Origin of the sequence: Curtobacterium sp. MCPF17_001 (assembly GCF_003234615.1) — a bacterium.
GTDB lineage: Bacteria > Actinomycetota > Actinomycetes > Actinomycetales > Microbacteriaceae > Curtobacterium.
Map to the genome: position 1 here is coordinate 100,059 of NZ_QKSL01000005.1, position 15,461 is coordinate 115,519.

16 protein-coding genes and 1 pseudogene are annotated in these 15,461 nt (G+C 71.2%); 9 read left to right on the forward strand and 8 right to left on the reverse strand.

What is annotated here, in order from left to right; genetic code table 11:
* From fliD to DEJ24_RS06635, 4 genes and pseudogenes are all read right to left on the reverse strand, one after another.
* Positions 1–1,401, reverse strand: a complete 1,401-nt coding sequence (gene fliD, locus DEJ24_RS06625) for a flagellar filament capping protein FliD (protein ID WP_111077833.1) — start codon at positions 1,399–1,401, stop codon at positions 1–3.
* A 122-nt stretch (positions 1,402–1,523) separates the two neighbouring features.
* Positions 1,524–2,285, reverse strand: a complete 762-nt coding sequence (locus tag DEJ24_RS17385; RefSeq protein ID WP_375334697.1) for a flagellin — start codon at positions 2,283–2,285, stop codon at positions 1,524–1,526.
* Positions 2,261–2,717 (reverse strand): annotated as a pseudogene (locus DEJ24_RS17390) (flagellin); the annotation flags it as partial. The pseudogene DEJ24_RS17390 and the gene DEJ24_RS17385, both read right to left, overlap by 25 nt.
* A 131-nt stretch (positions 2,718–2,848) precedes the next feature.
* Entirely contained in the window at positions 2,849–3,667 is an 819-nt protein-coding gene (locus tag DEJ24_RS06635) for a sigma-70 family RNA polymerase sigma factor (RefSeq protein WP_111077835.1), read from the reverse strand.
* A gap of 370 nt (positions 3,668–4,037) precedes the next feature.
* On the opposite strand from DEJ24_RS06635, the gene DEJ24_RS06640 reads away from it, so the two are divergent.
* From DEJ24_RS06640 to DEJ24_RS06660, 5 genes are read left to right on the forward strand one after another with little or no spacing between them, the layout of a single operon-like run.
* A complete protein-coding gene (locus DEJ24_RS06640; protein ID WP_111077836.1) occupies positions 4,038–4,523 on the forward strand; it encodes a flagellar protein FlgN in 486 nt (161 codons plus the stop codon).
* Between the two features lie 2 nt (positions 4,524–4,525).
* Complete coding sequence (gene flgK, locus DEJ24_RS06645; RefSeq protein ID WP_181436552.1) at positions 4,526–5,977, forward strand: flagellar hook-associated protein FlgK; 1,452 nt, start codon at positions 4,526–4,528, stop codon at positions 5,975–5,977.
* Positions 5,978–5,979: 2 nt separating this feature from the next.
* Positions 5,980–6,864, forward strand: coding sequence for a flagellar hook-associated protein FlgL (gene flgL / locus DEJ24_RS06650; protein WP_111077837.1), 885 nt, complete (start codon positions 5,980–5,982; stop codon positions 6,862–6,864).
* Positions 6,861–7,253 carry a flagellar assembly protein FliW gene (gene fliW, locus DEJ24_RS06655; RefSeq protein WP_111077838.1) on the forward strand — a complete coding sequence of 131 codons (393 nt, stop codon included), beginning with the start codon at positions 6,861–6,863 and terminating at the stop codon, positions 7,251–7,253. The genes flgL and fliW overlap by 4 nt, the downstream gene beginning before the upstream one ends.
* Before the next feature lie 41 nt (positions 7,254–7,294).
* A complete protein-coding gene (locus DEJ24_RS06660) occupies positions 7,295–8,143 on the forward strand; it encodes a hypothetical protein (protein ID WP_181432767.1) in 849 nt (282 codons plus the stop codon).
* 87 nt (positions 8,144–8,230) lie between these two features.
* Here DEJ24_RS06660 and DEJ24_RS06665 read toward each other — a convergent pair whose 3' ends face one another.
* Positions 8,231–9,196 carry a beta-ketoacyl-ACP synthase III gene (locus DEJ24_RS06665; RefSeq protein ID WP_111077839.1) on the reverse strand — a complete coding sequence of 322 codons (966 nt, stop codon included), beginning with the start codon at positions 9,194–9,196 and terminating at the stop codon, positions 8,231–8,233.
* Between the two features lie 51 nt (positions 9,197–9,247).
* The gene (locus tag DEJ24_RS06670) at positions 9,248–9,640 is read right to left on the reverse strand and encodes a ChaB family protein (protein ID WP_111077840.1); all 393 of its coding nucleotides are present in this window, start codon (positions 9,638–9,640) and stop codon (positions 9,248–9,250) included.
* Between the two features lie 89 nt (positions 9,641–9,729).
* Here DEJ24_RS06670 and DEJ24_RS06675 point away from each other — a divergent pair, with 89 nt between their 5' ends.
* Both DEJ24_RS06675 and DEJ24_RS06680 read left to right on the forward strand, forming a co-directional pair.
* Positions 9,730–10,701 (forward strand): aldo/keto reductase, encoded by a 972-nt coding sequence (locus tag DEJ24_RS06675; protein WP_111077841.1) that lies wholly within the window; start codon positions 9,730–9,732, stop codon positions 10,699–10,701.
* Between the two features lie 157 nt (positions 10,702–10,858).
* Positions 10,859–11,188, forward strand: a complete 330-nt coding sequence (locus DEJ24_RS06680) for a hypothetical protein (RefSeq protein ID WP_111044215.1) — start codon at positions 10,859–10,861, stop codon at positions 11,186–11,188.
* 155 nt (positions 11,189–11,343) lie between these two features.
* On the opposite strand, the gene DEJ24_RS06685 is transcribed toward DEJ24_RS06680, so the two are convergent.
* Together DEJ24_RS06685 and zapE are read right to left on the reverse strand one after the other, a co-directional pair.
* The gene (locus DEJ24_RS06685) at positions 11,344–12,618 is read right to left on the reverse strand and encodes an ammonium transporter (RefSeq protein ID WP_110902409.1); all 1,275 of its coding nucleotides are present in this window, start codon (positions 12,616–12,618) and stop codon (positions 11,344–11,346) included.
* Positions 12,619–12,804: 186 nt separating this feature from the next.
* The gene (gene zapE, locus DEJ24_RS06690) at positions 12,805–13,890 is read right to left on the reverse strand and encodes a cell division protein ZapE (protein ID WP_258374505.1); all 1,086 of its coding nucleotides are present in this window, start codon (positions 13,888–13,890) and stop codon (positions 12,805–12,807) included.
* A gap of 166 nt (positions 13,891–14,056) precedes the next feature.
* Here zapE and DEJ24_RS06695 point away from each other — a divergent pair, with 166 nt between their 5' ends.
* Both DEJ24_RS06695 and DEJ24_RS06700 read left to right on the forward strand, forming a co-directional pair.
* A complete protein-coding gene (locus DEJ24_RS06695) occupies positions 14,057–14,968 on the forward strand; it encodes a sulfurtransferase (RefSeq protein ID WP_111077842.1) in 912 nt (303 codons plus the stop codon).
* On the forward strand, positions 14,965–15,414 hold the full coding sequence (locus DEJ24_RS06700; protein ID WP_111077843.1) for a SufE family protein: 450 nt from the start codon (positions 14,965–14,967) through the stop codon (positions 15,412–15,414). Before DEJ24_RS06695 ends, DEJ24_RS06700 begins: the two co-directional genes overlap by 4 nt.
* Positions 15,415–15,461 lie beyond the last annotated feature (47 nt).

Sequence of the window (15,461 nt, forward strand, 5' to 3'; positions counted from 1 at the left end):
TCAGCTGGACAGCGTCGACAGCTGACCGGCCAGCCAGCTCGACTGCGACTGCAGCTTGCTGAGGCTGGTCTCGAGCGCGGCGTACTGCGTCTGCAGGGTCGCGCGGCGCAGGGTCAGTCGGTCGGTCCAGGAGTCGATCTGCGTGTTGAGGTCCTTGACCACGGACTGGTTCCCCGTGATCGCGGTCGTGATGGAACCGGTGTACTTGTCGCTGGCGGCCGTGGCGGCGTCCGAGACGGCCTTGGCCACACCGGACAGCATCGCCTGCGTGCCGGCGGGGTCGGCGGCGAGGGCCTTCTGGAACGCGGCGGCGTCGAAGTCGAAGTCGCCGTCCTTCGAGATGACGATGCCGATCGACGACGGGGACTTCCCGTTGACCGGGGTCGACATGGCGCTGGTCAGCCGCTGGACGGCCGAGCGCGTCGTGGCGTCGCCGAGCAGGACACCTGCCGTGGTGCTCGTCGTCCCACTCGTCGGACTCGTGGTGCTCGTGACGCCGGTGTTCGACGCGTAGTACGACGTGACGGCGTTGATCGCGTCGACGAGCCCGGAGGCCACGCCCTGCGCCTTCGTGCTGTCCCGGCCGACCGTGATCGTCGTGGGGTCCGTCGACGCCTTCGAGACGGTGACGTTGACGCCGGGCAGCAGGTCGCTGAACGCGTTCGTCGCACTGGTGACGGTCTGCGCGGCCGCGGTCCCGGCCCACAGGGTCACCGACGCGTCGGCGGCCCGGGTGACGACGGCCGCGCCGGGCTCGGCCAGCACGTCGGTCGCGGTCCCCGCGGTGACGTCCGCCGCGGTCCCCCGGTGCAGGGTGAACCCGTTCGCTGCACCCGTCGCGGTGCTCGTCAACTGCAGCCGGTAGAGCTTGGTGCCGCTGGCATCGGTCCCCGCGGCGACCTTCGTCGCGGTGACCCCGGCGGCGGAGCCGTTGATCGCGGTCACGGTGTCGTCGAGTGAGCCCGACGCCGGGGTGACCGTCGTGCTGGTGCCGTCCGGCTTCGTGAAGGTCAACGGCGACGCGGTGTCCCCCCAGGACGACATCGCGGCGGTGACGCCGACCTGCGCGGCGGCGGTCTGACCCACCGTGAAGGACACCGAGCCCGCGGTCGCGCTCGCGTTCGTCGACACGCTGGCGTTCGTGGCGCTCGACGTGGCCGTGAAGGTGTCGAGCGAACCGGCCTTCGCGGCCGCCGAGGCCTTCGTCGCCAGGGACTGCACGAGTCCGTTGATCGTCTGCAGCGACGAGATGAACGAGTTGGTCGTGCTGACCTTGGACTTGAGCAGGGTCTGCGGGACCTGCTCGATGCTCATCAGCGAGTTGATGAGGTCGGTGGTCTTGAGCCCGGAGACCAGGCCGTCGATCGCGAGCGAGGTGCTCGTCGCGGACGTGGTGGACATCGCTGGCTCCCCGGTGGTCGGCGGCTCGGAGTGTGGGCGGACCGGCCGAGGTCAGTCCGCAGGGGTGGAGGCCACCACCGAGGAGCACCCGAACGGCTCCTCGGTGGTGGCGACCGATGCGACTAGCGGAGCAGCGACAGGACGCCCTGCGTGCTCTGGTTCGCCTGCGCGAGCATCGACGTGCCGGCCTGGCTGAGGATGTTGTCGCGCGTGTACTTGACCATCTCCTCCGCCATGTCGACGTCGGTGATGCGGGACTTCGCCGCGGTGAGGTTCTCCTTGGCCACGTTCGTCACGTTGATGGCGTGGTCGAAGCGGTTCTGGATCGCACCGAGGTTGGAGCGAGCCGACGAGACCTGAGCGATCTGAGCGTCGATCAGCTTGATCGAGGCCTGGGCGTTCGCCGCGGTGTCGAACTTGACCCCGCCGGTCACGGCCGTGCCAGCAGCGCCGGCGCCGAGGCCGTCGCCAGCGGTGGCGTTGTCAGCGGTGGCGAGGGTGCCACCGTCGAGTGCCGTGACCACGATGCCGACACCGGCACCGTTGTCGTCCTTCTTGACCGCCACGGAGAAGTGCGACGAGAAGTCGGCGTCCGAACGGAGGGCCGACGCGTACTCGTCGACGCTCTGGAACTTGGCGGCGGAGCCGTCAGCGGTGTCCTTGAGCGTGCCGGTCTTGACGGTGGTGCTGACGCCGTCCTTCGTCGAGGTGAACGACACGGAACCGGTGGTCAGGTCCGCGACGTCGTCGATGGCGAAGGTGGTGCCGGTCAGGTCGAGGTCGCCTCCGGAGAGTGCGTTCGAGATCGACTTGACGTTGGCGCCCGACAGGTCGACCGTGATCTGGCTGTTCTCGTCACCGTTCGCGCCGACCTGGAACTTCATGTTGGTCTGGGACCCGTCGAGCAGGTTGATCCCGTTGAAGTTCGTCGACGTCGCGATGCGGCCGAGCTCCTTCTGGAGCTGGTCCGACTCGGTCTTGATCGCCGCACGCGACGTGTCGTTGTTCGAGTCGTTGCCGGCCTGGACGGCCAGGTCGCGCATGCGCTGGAGGATCGAGTGGGTCTCGGTGAGGCCACCTTCAGCGGTCTGCACGACGGAGATGCCGTCCTGCGCGTTGCGGGCGGCGACCGTGAGGCCACCGACCTGGGACTTCAGTCCCTCGGAGATCGACAGACCGGCAGCGTCGTCGGCAGCACGGTTGATGCGGAGGCCGCTCGAGAGCTTCTCGAGGGACTTCGACAGGTCGTTCTGCGTCGCGTTGAGGTTCCGGTACGTGTTGAGTGCCGAGAGGTTGGTGTTGATGGACATACCCATGATGTGTTCCTCCGTGAAACTGGGCCGATCGTCAGCCCGTCCGTGGGCTGACATGTGTTCCTCTCGGCCGTTCGGCCGGAGGCGTTAGACGATCCGTCGGACGAGTTCACGTCCGCTGGACCGCCGGACGGTCAACTGGCCGCGACGACGCCGACCGAAGTCGCGTCCTGCACCGCACGGGTGACCCCGGCGGCGGCGTTCGTGGCGACGCGGGCCAGGTAGGCGCTCCGGCGGGCGGCGGTGGTGCGGGACGCCGGCTCGGGGGCGGCACCACCGTCGCCGTAGTGCTCGGCGAGGCCGTCGCGGAGCAGGCGCATCGCCTCCGACCGCTGCTGCGAGACGGCGGAGTGGGTGATGCCCAGCTCGGCGGCGACGTCGGTGACCGTGCGGTCGCCGAAGTACACGGCCTCGACGATCAGGCGCATCCGGTCGGGCAGCGCCTGCACGGCGGCGACCAGGTAGCGGCGCTTCTCGGCTTCGAGCAGGTCCTCGCCGGGCAGCGGCAGGTCGGCGGCGACGGTGTCGTGCACGGTCTCGTCGATCGGGCTGACGGTGCGGGCGGCGTCGGTGAGGGCGTCCACGGCGGTCTGCCGGTCGACGCCCATCGCGTCGGCGATCTCCTGCGGGGTGACACGGCGTCCGAGCCCGGCGGAGAGGGCCTCCTGGGTGGCGAGGGTCTCCCGGATGCGCTTCCGGGTCCCGCGGCTGGCCCAGTCGCCGGCGCGCAGGTCGTCGGCGATCGCACCGGTGATGCGGGTGCGGGCGTACGCGCCGAACGGCACACCGAGGGTCGGGTCGAAGGCGTCGGCGGCCTGCACCAGTGCGACGGAGCCGACCTGTCCGAGGTCGTCGCGGCTGAGGTGCGTGGCGCGAGCGCAGGTCTCGGCGACGATGTAGCCGACGAGCGGCAGGTGCTCGACGATCATCGCGTTGCGTTCGTTCCGGTCCATGGTGTTCCCCTGGTCGTCCTGTGTCGACTGACCCGTCCCTGGGCATGACGATCACCGGCGTCGGGACCGCCGGATACGTCGAAGAACCGCCGGGATCCGTCCCTGCGGTGCGCTCGCGCCCGTGGACGCGAGTGTGGGGTTGTCCCCCGGTGCTGATCTCGAACCTATCGGCTGCCTGAGCGCCGGACGAGACCTCTTCCGTACCCAATGCGGGGGGAGGTACATCCCACTCCGGTCCGCCGTTCAGGGGACCTGCGCCGGGTTTGTCCCCCGATCGGAGGACGCCGTGCCCGGTGCTTACGCCGGAGCGGTCAGCGTCGATAAGTCCTGGTGACCGCAGCTGGCGGTCGCCTGATCCCGGAGGGAGCTGATGAGCGTGAACGACCTGTCCGCCGTCCTGTGGCGCGAACGCGAATTGCTCGAACTGCTCACGTTCAAGCTCGAGGAGGAGCAGCTCCTGCTCGCAGCCGGGCGCTCCCGCTGGATCTCGCACGCCAGCCGTGAGGTCGAGCAGGTCCTCGACCGGCTCCGCACCACCGGCCTCGAGCGCAGCGCCCAGAGCGCCGCCGTCGCCGAGGAGTGGGGCATGCCCTCCGACGCTCCCCTGCGTGAGGTCGTCGCCGCCGCACCGTCCGGCCCCTGGGGCGAGATCCTCGCGTCGCACCTCGCCGCGATGCTCGAGCTCACCACGCACATCGGGTCCCTGCGCGACGAGAACGACCGCTTCCTGCGCGTCGCCGCCCAGGCGACGCAGGAGACCCTCGCCGGCACCGTGACCGACGCCGACACCTACGACGCCAGTGGGTCGTCCGGCAACGCCACCGACGGCGCACGACTCTTCGACGGGAACCTGTAGCGATGGTGAGCACCTTCGGCTCCCTGCAGACCGCCTACTCGGGTCTCGCCGCGGCCCGCGCGGGCCTCGACGTCACCGGCCAGAACATGGCGAACGTCGGCACCACCGGCTACACCCGGCAGCGGATCGTGCAGACCGAGGTCGGCGCTCCCGCCCAGACCGGGTTCGTCCGCGGCACCGCGGCGCTCGCAGGTCAGGGTGTGTCCGTCGACGCGATCGCCCGGCTGGCGTCCTCGACCCTGGACACCCGTGTCCGGTTCTCGGCCGGCGCCGCCGCGTACGCCGACACCCGGAGCGCCGCGCTCGACCAGCTCGAGACCGGTCTGCACGAGCCCGGCGCCGACGGCCTCTCCGCGAAGCTCGACGGGCTCTGGTCCGCCTGGAGCGACCTCGCCACGCACATCGACGACCCCGGCTCGGCCAGCGCACTGATCGGCGCGGCGAAGACCGTCGCCACCGCCCTGTCCGCCGGCTCGTCCGCGATCGACGCCCAGTGGTCCGCGACCCGCTCGACCCTCGCCACGCAGGTCGGCCAGCTCAACGACGCCGCGAAGCAGGTCGCCGACCTCAACGGCGCGATCCGCACCGCGCTGGCATCGGGCGGCACGGCGAACGAGCTCCTCGACCAGCGCGACCAGCTCACCGAGGAGATCGCGACCCTGACCGGCGCGGCCGTCCGCGACAACGGCGACGGCACGGTCGACGTCGTGATCGGCGGCAACCCGCTCGTGCAGGGCACCACCGCGCGCGGTGTCACGCTCGAGGGCCCGCCCACCCTCGACGCCATGAACACGACGACGAGCACCGGGCAGCCGTCGGCCCCGTCCCTCCGCTGGGTCGGCGGCTCGGTCGGCCCGGTCGCCCTCGACGGTGGCTCGATCGCCGGCGGCCTGTCGCTGCTCGCACCGGCGAACGACGCCCACACCGGCGGCGCCCTCGCCGAAGCCTCCGCCGCGTACGACCGCGTCGCCACCGACCTCGCCACGAAGGTCAACGCCCTGCACGCCACCGGCACGACCCCCTCGGGTGCGAAGGGCACCGCGTTCTTCGCCCTCGCCGCCGGGGTCCCCGCCGCACGGGGCCTGTCCGTCGTCCCCACCGACGGCTCCGGCCTCGCGACGCGGAGCGCCTCCGGCCAGTTCGACGCCTCGGTGCTCACCGCGATCGCGGGCATCGGCTCCGGCGCCGGAGCCCCGGACACGACCTGGGCGACGTTCGTGACGGGGGTGGGCAGCGCCTCCCGGACGGCCTCGTCGGAATCGACGCTCACCGGACTCGCCCTGACCAACGCGCGGACGCAACAGCAGTCCAGCGCCGGCGTCGACATGGACGAGGAGAACGTCTCACTGCTCGCCTACCAGCACGCCTACCAGGGTGCGGCGCGGGTCCTCACTGCCGTCGACGAGATGCTCGACACCATCATCAACCGCCTCGGCCTCGTCGGGAGGAGCTGACCGTGATCGCCCGTGTGACCACCCAGATGACCATGGCGGCCGCGCAGGCGCGGCTGCAGGCCGGTGCCGCGAAGGTCGCCGACCTGACCGACCAGGCGACCACGCTCAAGGCGATCCGGAAGCCCTCCGACGACCCGGCCGGCACGGCCACCGCGATGCAGGTGCGCAAGGAGCAGGCGCAGGCCGCCCAGCACGCCCGGAACGCGGACGACGCCGCCGGTTGGCTCGCCACGACCGACTCCGCCCTCGCCGACGTCAGCGACGTCCTCGGCAAGGTCCGCGACCTCACCGTGCAGGCCGCCAGCGACGGCACCATGAACCCCACCGCCCGCGACGCCTTCGTCAAGGAGTTGCAGGGGCTGAAGGCCGACCTGCTCAGCACCGCGAACACGAAGTACGGCACCCGCTCGGTCTTCGCCGGGTCCTCGCCCGCCGGCTCCGCGTACGCCGACGACACCACGTGGGCCGGCAGCGCGAGCTCGAGCGTCACCCGCACCATCGGCACCGGCGAGCAGGTCCGCGTCGACACCGACGGCAGCGCCGTCTTCGGGACCGGCAGCTCGTCGGTCTTCGCACTCCTCGACGGCATCGTCGCCGACCTGCAGGCAGGCACGAACGTGAACCCACGACTCAACCAGATCGATGCCGCCCAGCTCGCCGTCCGCGGCGCCCAGGCCGACGTCGGCGTCCGGCACTCGGCCGCGCTGTCCGCGCAGGACTCGCTGAAGACCCTGTCCACCACGCTGGAGGGACGCCGGTCCGGTGTCGAGGACAAGGCCCTCGCCCAGGCCGTCCTGGACCTGCAGGTCCAGAGCACCAACTACCAGGCAGCCCTCGCCGTCACCGCGAAGGTCCTGCAGCCGACCCTGATGGACTACCTCCGATGAGCATCGACCTGACCTTCCCCGTCGCACCGTTCGGCCTCGAGCCGCTGGGCGCGTTCACGCTCGACCTGGTCGACGGTGCCGAGGGCCTGTTCGCCCTGATCGGCCTCGGCACCACGGCCTCCGGAGTGGACGCCCCGCGGCTCTACCTGCTCGACGCCGCGGTGCACCTGCCCGACTACGCGCCGCGTCTGTCCGACGAGCAGGCCGACGTCATCGAGCTGACCCGCGCCGAGGAGGCGATGCTGCTGGTCGTCGCGAACCCCGACGCGTCGGGCACGACGGTGAACCTCCTGGCACCCGTCGTCGTGAACGCCCGCACCGGTGTCGGCGCGCAGTTCATCCTCGAGGACCAGGACCTGCCGCTCCGCGCGGAGCTCGCGCGCCACTGACGCCCAGCGTCCCCGGGCACCCCCGGCGTAGCGTCGCCGACATGTCCAGCACCCCCCGTGACCACGACGCGCTCGTGCCGACGCCCGCAGCACCCGTCCAGTCCGCTCCCTCCCCCGACGCCGGGCGCCTGCAGCCCGACGCCCCCGCATGGAACGGCTGGCTCGACCGGGCCATCTCGGTCCAGCGTCCGGCCGTCGTCGCGCACGTCGCCCGCGTCCGTCGCCGGCACCCGGACGCGTCCCCCGCGCAGGTCATCGAGATCCTGGAGCGCCAGTACCTGACCGCGGTCACGTCCGGCGGGGCCGCGGTCGGTGCCAGCGCGGTCATCCCGGGCGTCGGCATGATCGCGAGCCTCGGGCTGAGCGGCGCCGAGACCGTCGGGTTCCTCGAGGCCAGCGCGCTCTTCGCCCAGTCCGTCACCGAGGTGCACGGCATCACCGTCGAGGACCCCGAGCGGGCCCGCGCCCTGGTCATGGCGATGATGCTCGGCGCGCCCGGCTCGCAGCTCGTCAAGCAGCTCGCCGGGCAGGCCGGCGGCGGGCAGGGTCGGACCGCCTTCTGGGGTGAGCTCGTCACGTCGTCCCTGCCGAAGCAGGCCGTCAGCGGCATCGGCGGCCGGCTCCGCGCGTCGTTCGTGAAGCGGTTCCTGACCCGTCAGGGCACGTCGATCCTCGGCCGCGCGATCCCGTTCGGCATCGGCGCGGTCGTCGGGGGGCTCGGCAACCACGCGCTCGGCCGCAAGGTCGTGCAGTCCTCCCGGAGCGCCTTCGGTCCGCCGCCCGCGCACTTCACGGTCGTGCTGCCCCAGCAGGCCGGCGGCGAACCGAAGGACACGAAGTCGCTGAGCAAGCGGCAGCAGCGTGCCCTGGACCGCGGACGCGGCCACTGACGCAGACCCTGCCGATGACGGACGGGAGGCCCGCCACCAGCTGGTGGCGGGCCTCCCGTCCGTCGTGCGGTCGCGACCGGCGAAGCGTCAGCGCCGGATCGGCGTCATGACGACCTGACCGGCGTGCGCGAACCCGCCGCCGAAGCCGAACAGCAGTGCCGGGACGCCCTCGGGGAGCTCCCCGCGGTGCCAGGCCTTCGACAGCCCGAGCGGGACGCTCGCGGCCGAGGTGTTGCCGGACTCGACGACGTCGCGGACGACGTACTTGCCCTCGCCGCCGAGCGCGGTGACGAGCGGCTCGATGATCCGCAGGTTCGCCTGGTGGAACGCGAACACCCCGATGTCGTCGAGCGTCAGGCCGGCGCGCTCGACGACGGCGCGGGCGTGCCCCTCGGCCTCGGTGATCGCCCACCGGTAGATCGAGCGGCCCTCCTGCTGGAAGACCTCGGGGTCGTGCGTGACGCGGACGGCGTCCTGCAGGTGCGGCACGCTGCCCCACGACACGGAGCTGATCTGCGGCTCGTCGGACACGCCCAGGACCGCTGCGCCCGCGCCGTCACCGACCAGGACACAGGTCGAACGGTCGGTCCAGTCGGCGATCCGGGAGAGCGTCTCGGAGCCGATCACGAGTGCGGTGTCGGCGGCACCTGTGCGGATCGCCTGGTCGGCCGTCGCCATGGCGTACTCGAAGCCGCTGCACGCGGTGTTGATGTCGATCGGCGCGGGACCGTTCGACATGCCGAGTGCCGCCGCGACCCGGCCGGCCGTGTACGGCGAGCGGTCCCGGTGGGTGGTCGATGCCACCACCACCAGGTCCACGTCGGTCGGCGCGACGCCGGCGTCCGCCAGGGCGTTGCGCGCGGCCTCGGTCGCCATCGACGTGACGCTGTCGTCGGGCCCGGCGATGTGCCGCGTCTTGATGCCGGTGCGGGTGGTGATCCACTCGTCGTTCGTGTCGACCATGGTCGACAGTTCGTCGTTGGTGAGGATCCGGTCGGGCTGGTGGTGGCCGAACCCGATGATCCGGCTGCCTCGGAGTGCTGGGATGTTCACACCCGGCACGCTACGCCTGTCGTCCAGCGCGGCATGCCCGGCACGGCATGCTCACTCCCGGGCCTTCGCCGTCGCGCGACGGTTCGCCTTCTTGATCGCGTCCACGAGCTCGTCCTTCGTCATGCCGGAACGGCCGCTGACGTCCAGACGCTTCGCGACGTCGAGCAGGTGCGCCTTCGAGGCGTTCGCGTCGACGCCCTCCTCGGTCGTGCCGGAGCCGCGGGACCCTGCTGCGCCGGAGTCCGACGGGCCGGAGGAGTCCTTCTCCTCCCAGTGGTCGCCGACCTTCTCGTACTCGTGCTTCACCGCGGCCCAGGCCGTGCGGCCGGCGCGCTGCCCGTCGCCGTACTCGGCCTCGGCGGACTCCCGGGCGGCGCGGTAGATCTCCTGCGCGTGCTCCGGGGACCGCTGCAGGGTGCTGGGGAGGTCGTCGTCGGCGGGCATGATCGCTCCTTCGTCGCGTGCTGGTCCGGCTCCTCACCGGTACTCCCAGTGCCTGGCAGGGCATCGAGGCAGGGGCGTAGACCTGGACCATGGACTACACACACCTCGGACGGACAGGGCTGTCGGTGTCACGGGCAGTGCTCGGCACGATGAACTTCGGACCGGAGACCAGCGAGGACGACTCGCACGCGATCATGGACCGGGCCCACGAACTCGGCGTCAACTTCTTCGACACCGCCAACGCGTACGGCGGCTCGGTGGGCAAGGGCGCCACCGAGGAGATCATCGGACGGTGGTTCGCCCGGGGCGGCGGACGCCGCGAGAAGACGATCCTCGCCACGAAGGTCTACGGCGACATGACCGGCTGGCCGAACGGCGAGAAGCTCAGCGCGTACAACATCCGCCAGTCGATCGACGCCTCGCTCCGACGCCTGCAGACCGACCACATCGACCTGTACCAGATGCACCACGTCGACCGGGACACGCCCTGGGACGAGATCTGGCAGGCGATGGAGATCGCGGTCGGCCAGGGGAAGATCCTCTACGTCGGCTCGTCGAACTTCGCCGGGTGGCACATCGCCCAGGCGCAGGAGGCCGCGAAGCACCGGAACTTCCTCGGGCTCGTCAGCGAGCAGTCGATCTACAACCTGGTCGTCCGGGACATCGAGCGCGAGGTCCTGCCGGCCGCGCAGCACTACGGCCTCGGCGTCATCCCGTGGTCGCCGTTGCAGGGCGGTCTGCTCGGTGGTGTCATCGAGAAGACCGAGAACGGGTCCCGCCGCCTGTCCGGCCGCAGCGCCGAGTACGTCGACGCGCACCGTGACCAGCTGACCGCGTACGAGTCGTTCGCGAAGGAGCTCGGACACACGCCGGGCGAGGTCGCGCTCGCGTGGCTGCTGCACCAGCCGGGCGTCACCGCGCCGATCACCGGCCCCCGCACGATGGAGCAGTGGGAGTCCGCGGTCCGTGCCGTCGACGTGCGCCTGGACCAGTCGGCGCTCGACCGCCTCGACGAGCTCTTCCCGGGACACAAGACGTCCCCCGAGGACTACGCCTGGTGACCTGACCTCCCGCAAGACGCAACGTGGGCGGTGTCACGCAACGGTGTTCCGTTGCGCGGCGCCGCCCACGTTGCGTTTCCCGGACGGCTCGGGTGCGGGTCCAGCCGGCCGGGGCTACGGATGGCTCGACGGAACCACCGACGAAGGGACACGCACGATGACCACCTCGATGCCCAACGACCACGGCGGCGACGGCGGCAACACCGAGCTCGGTGAGGCGATGCAGCACGAGGCTGCGACCACCGGGGACACCGCAGGCGGCAGCACCCACGTCGAGGAGCGCGCAGACGACGACCGCTCCGGCCTCGATCTGGAGGACCGTGGGGACCAGGAGCAGTCCGCTCTGGCCGCCCTGGGGAACGACGCTCGTGGTGGCGATGCCCTCGTCGGCGGTGGCGACGACCTCGGCGACACCTCCGCCGGCACCCAGACCGACGACCAGGCAGCACCGGGCGGCTCGCGCGAGCGTGGCGCCGACACGGACTGACCTCGTCCCGTCCGGCCCCGCGAAACGCAACCGCGGCGGCATCGCGCAGCGGTACTCCGTTGCGCGGCGTCGCCCACGTTGCGTTTCGCGGGCGCACGCACGACGACGGCCCCCGCTCGGGTGAGCGGGGGCCGTCGTCGTGTGGAGCGAGCGTGTCAGCGGACGCCGACCGGGCTCTTGTCCTCCTCGTCGTAGAGGACGTAGCCCTCTTCGCCGTGGACCGCGGTGTCGATGCCGGCGACCTCGTCCTCGGTCTTGACGCGGAAGCCGATCGTCTTCTCGATGATGAAGCCGATGACGAAGGCCAGGACGAAGGAGTAGACACCGACGGCTGCGGCGGCCGCGGCCTGCTTGCCGAGCTGCTCGAACGAGCCCGAGTAGATCAGGCCGGTGTCGTTGGCGAAGAAGCCGAGGAACAGCGTGCCGAAGATGCCGCCGACCAGGTGCACGCCGACCACGTCGAGCGAGTCGTCGAAGCCCAGGCGGTACTTCCAGTCGATCGCGAAGCAGCAGACGATGCCGGCGAGGAAGCCGAGCACCAGGCCCCATCCGGGCGTCAGGTTGGCGCAGGCCGGGGTGATCGCGACGAGACCGGTGACGGCACCCGAGGCGGCGCCGACGGAGGTGGCCTTGCCGTCCTTGAGCTTCTCGACGAGCAGCCAGCCGAGGATCGCGGCGGCCGGGGCGGCGAGCGTGTTCACCCAGGCGATCGAGGCGATGCCGTCAGCGGCACCCTCGGAGCCGGCGTTGAAGCCGAACCAGCCGAACCAGAGGATGGCGGCACCGAGCAGGACGAAGGGCGGGTTGTGCGGCTTGTGCGCACCCTTGGCGAAGCCGACACGCTTGCCGAGCACCAGCGCCAGGGCGAGGCCCGCGGCACCCGCGTTGATGTGCACCGCGGTGCCACCGGCGAAGTCGATGACGCCCCACGTGGCGGCCCAGCCGGAGGTCAGGTTGAACACCCAGGAGGCGACCGGGAAGTACACGACGGTGACCCAGACGCCGGCGAAGACCATCCACGCGCCGAACTTGGCGCGGTCGGCGATCGCGCCGGAGATGAGGGCGACGGTGATGATCGCGAACGTCGCCTGGAAGCCGACGAAGGCCATCGACGGGTAGGACGCGTCGATCTTCGAGGCCGTGGCCTCCTCGAACGCCTGGCCGAGGCCGAGCTGGTTCCAGTCGATGCTGAAGAAGCCGACGACGCCGGAGATCGCCGTGTGGTCGCCGGGGTTCGCGAAGGCGATCGCGTAGCCGTAGAGCACCCAGAGGACGCTCACCAGGGCGATCGCTCCGAACGACATCATCATCATGCTGATGACGGACTTCGCCTTCACCAGTCCGCCGTAGAAGAAGGCCAGGCCGGGTGTCATGAACAACACCAGGGCCGCCATGACCAACACGAACGTCGTGTTGCCCTGATCAAGCATGTGTGCACCTCTCGTCGCTGTGCGGCTCTCGTCCGCCTCGGGTGCGACCGAGTCTGGCGACGACGTGTTTCACCGGAGCGCTCGGTCTGTTTCGCGGAGGTAACGTCACGGCGCGTTCTGTGAACGCTGTGTTTCGTGGACCGGTCAGCGCGGTGTGCAGGTGCCCCGAGCGACGTGCGAGGACGGTCAGGAGGCCCGGGGCTCGGTCTCCGCGCTGGCGTCGGTCTCCGCGCGCGTCAGCGCCACGACACGGCTGGCCGCGCGGAGGTACTTCTTGCGGTACCCGCCCTCGAGCATCACCTCGGGGTAGACGGTGTCGAGCGGGATGCCGGAGGCGACGATCCGTACCTGCGCGTCGTAGAGCCGGTCGACGAGCGCCACCCAGCGGAGCGCGTCGGTCTGGTCGGTGAACGCCTGCACGTCGGTCAGTCCGACGGCGTCGAGGCCGTCGACCAGCGCGACGTACTTCGACGGGTGCACCGACGCCAGGTGGGCCACGACGGAGCGGAAGTCGTCCTGCGTGACGCGGGCCGGGCCTCCCGACCGGGACGTCGTCACCGAGGACAGGGTCGCCAGGACGGACGGGACGTCGTCGACCACCGAGGCGGACTCGTCGACGGCACGGCGACGGAAGTCGAGGCCGTCGATCCGCATCGTGTCGAACCGGTCCGACATCGCCTGGATCTCCCGCAGGAAGTCCTGCGCCGCGAACCGGCCCTCGCCGAGCGCTCCCGGCGGGGTGTTCGACGTCGCGGCGAAGCGGGTACCGGTCTCGGACAGCTCCTTGATGAGCCGCGTCATCACCATCGTGTCGCCCGGGTCGTCGAGCTCGAACTCGTCGATGCAGACCAGCGAGGTGCCGCGGAGCAGGTCGACGGTGCCCTGGAAGCCGAGTGCGCCGACGAGGGCGGTGTACTCGATGAAGGTGCCGAACGTCTTCCGGCCGGACGCGGCGTGGTAGGCGGCGGCGAGCAGGTGGGTCTTGCCGACGCCGAACCCGCCGTCCAGGTACACGCCCGATCGCGCCGGGGTCTCGGGCTCCTTGCGCTTCCGGCCGAACAGGCCGCGCTTGGCGGGCTCCGGCCGTGTGGCGACGAACGCTTCGACCGCGTCGCGGACCTCGGCCTGCGACGCGTACTCCGGGTCGGGGCGGTACGAGGCGAACGACGCGGTGGTGAACTGCGGCGGCGGCACCAGGGAGTCGGCCATCTGCTGCGGGGTCACCTGCGGGTCGCGGTCCACGAGGTGGGCGACGGGAGCGAGTTCGGGCAAGACGGCCTTCCGGTGCGGAGCGTGCGTGTCGTGTACGTCGTGCGTGTCGTCTCCGTCGTGGAGTGTCACGGTGCGGCGGGGACTCGGCCCGTCCGCGTACCGTTGCCGTCGACGCGCAAGGACCGATCGTAGTCCGCGCGCCACCGATCCCCAGGAGGTACCCCCGATGACCGCACCGGTCGACCCGTCCGAGAAGTTCCGCTCCTACGCGCACCCCGAGCGTCTGGTGTCCACCGAGTGGCTGCAGGAGCAACTCGACGCCGGAGCCGGATCGCCGGAGCTCGTCGTGGTGGAGTCCGACGAGGACGTCCTGCTCTACGAGACCGGGCACATCCCGGGCTCGGTGAAGATCGACTGGCACACCGACCTCAACGACCCGGTGCAGCGCGACTACATCGACGGCGAGGCCTTCGCCCGACTCGTCGGCGGCAAGGGCATCGGCCGTGACACCACCGTCGTCATCCACGGCGACAAGAACAACTGGTGGGCGGCCTACGCCCTCTGGGTCTTCACGCTCTTCGGGCACGAGGACGTCCGCCTGCTCGACGGCGGCCGGGCGAAGTGGATCGCCGAGGGCCGCGCGATGACCACCGACCGGACGACCGTCGAGCCGGTCGAGTACCCCGTCGTGGAGCGCCACGACGAGCCGGTCCGCGCCTTCAAGGACGACGTCCTCGCCCACCTCGGCAAGCCCCTCATCGACGTCCGCAGTGCCCCGGAGTACTCCGGTGACCGGACCACCGCGCCCGACTACCCGGAGGAGGGCGCCCTCCGCGGCGGCCACATCCCCACCGCCGTGAACATCCCGTGGGCGACCGCCGCCGCCGCGGACGGCACGTTCAAGTCGCGGGACGAGCTCGACGCCGTCTACCGCGACGGCGCCGGCATCGGCGACGCCGACGAGGTCATCGCCTACTGCCGCATCGGTGAGCGATCCAGCCACACCTGGTTCGTCCTGCAGCACCTGCTCGGCTACGACAACGTGCGGAACTACGACGGATCCTGGACCGAGTGGGGCAGCGCCGTCCGCGTCCCGATCGCGGTGGGATCCGAGCCGGGTACGCTGCCTGCTCGATGACGGACGCAGCACTCCCCCAGCCCCTCGCCGAGATCCGCGACGACTTCCTCGCGCTCTCGTTGAACGACCGCCTGCAGCTCCTGCTCGAGTTCTCCGACGAGCTGCCGGCCCTCCCGCCGCGCCTGCAGGGACACGAGGACGAACTCGAACGTGTCGAGGAGTGCCAGTCCCCGGTCTTCATCACCGTCACGGTCGGCGCGGACGGCGACGCACCCGACGTCGTCCGGATGCACGCCACGGCGCCGCGCGAGTCCCCCACCACCCGCGGGTTCGCCTCGATCCTGGCGCAGGGGCTCTCCGGCCTCACCGCCCAGCAGGTGCTCGCCGTGCCGGCCGACTACCCGCTCACGATCGGGCTGTCCGAGGCGGTCAGCCCGCTGCGGATCCGCGGCATGGTCGGCATGCTCGGCCGGGTGCAGCGGCAGGTCACGGCGGCGGTCGCGTAGCCGCCTCGTTCCGGACGGGCGCGGCCCGCTCAGTGGTGACGCGCCAG

Coding starts and splice junctions, on each gene's coding strand:
- DEJ24_RS06660 (WP_181432767.1), top strand. CDS start 7,295: ATGTCCAGCACCCCCCGTGACCACGACGCGCTCGTGCCGACGCCCGCA.
- DEJ24_RS06635 (WP_111077835.1), bottom strand. CDS start 3,667: ATGGACCGGAACGAACGCAACGCGATGATCGTCGAGCACCTGCCGCTC.
- DEJ24_RS17385 (WP_375334697.1), bottom strand. CDS start 2,285: ATGAAGTTCCAGGTCGGCGCGAACGGTGACGAGAACAGCCAGATCACG.
- DEJ24_RS06695 (WP_111077842.1), top strand. CDS start 14,057: ATGACCGCACCGGTCGACCCGTCCGAGAAGTTCCGCTCCTACGCGCAC.
- DEJ24_RS06680 (WP_111044215.1), top strand. CDS start 10,859: ATGACCACCTCGATGCCCAACGACCACGGCGGCGACGGCGGCAACACC.
- DEJ24_RS06670 (WP_111077840.1), bottom strand. CDS start 9,640: ATGCCCGCCGACGACGACCTCCCCAGCACCCTGCAGCGGTCCCCGGAG.
- flgK (WP_181436552.1), top strand. CDS start 4,526: ATGGTGAGCACCTTCGGCTCCCTGCAGACCGCCTACTCGGGTCTCGCC.
- fliD (WP_111077833.1), bottom strand. CDS start 1,401: ATGTCCACCACGTCCGCGACGAGCACCTCGCTCGCGATCGACGGCCTG.
- DEJ24_RS06700 (WP_111077843.1), top strand. CDS start 14,965: ATGACGGACGCAGCACTCCCCCAGCCCCTCGCCGAGATCCGCGACGAC.
- DEJ24_RS06675 (WP_111077841.1), top strand. CDS start 9,730: ATGGACTACACACACCTCGGACGGACAGGGCTGTCGGTGTCACGGGCA.
- fliW (WP_111077838.1), top strand. CDS start 6,861: ATGAGCATCGACCTGACCTTCCCCGTCGCACCGTTCGGCCTCGAGCCG.
- DEJ24_RS06685 (WP_110902409.1), bottom strand. CDS start 12,618: ATGCTTGATCAGGGCAACACGACGTTCGTGTTGGTCATGGCGGCCCTG.
- DEJ24_RS06640 (WP_111077836.1), top strand. CDS start 4,038: ATGAGCGTGAACGACCTGTCCGCCGTCCTGTGGCGCGAACGCGAATTG.